A 389-nucleotide genomic window follows, 5' to 3' on the forward strand; every position below is an offset into this window, starting at 1 on the left:
CATGATCTGGATGCACTGGTTGCTGAACGCAATGAAGGACTGTTTGAAGAAACTTCCTTCTTGCAGGATTTGACCAAGCTTACGAAGACTGCTTACAGCTTTGACCGGTCAACGGGTAAGTATAAGGCTGCTCCTGTGGAACCACAGAAGCTGACCAATAATGCTCAAAAATTCCATATGCCAAAGCCTTACTTTGATGCTTTGGTGAACAACGTTCTGACGTTCTATATCCGTCCTCTTATGGAGGGTGTAGGCGATGCAATGAAGCAATATGTCGATAATAATGTCGCTAATATTCAGGAAGCAACAAACGTCCAGTCCATCTTTGCACAGGCCGTATATCGTGCACGTGTTGCCAAGGCTGTTCTGAACCATGTTGAGAACACTCC

At 45.2% G+C, this 389-nt stretch carries 1 protein-coding gene; it reads left to right on the forward strand.

What is annotated here, in order from left to right:
* The coding region (locus RMT89_RS41460; protein ID WP_315888926.1) for a hypothetical protein at positions 1-389 on the forward strand (389 nt) is incomplete at both ends.

The sequence above is a fragment of the Streptomyces sp. P17 genome (assembly GCF_032436805.1).
GTDB lineage: Bacteria > Actinomycetota > Actinomycetes > Streptomycetales > Streptomycetaceae > Streptomyces.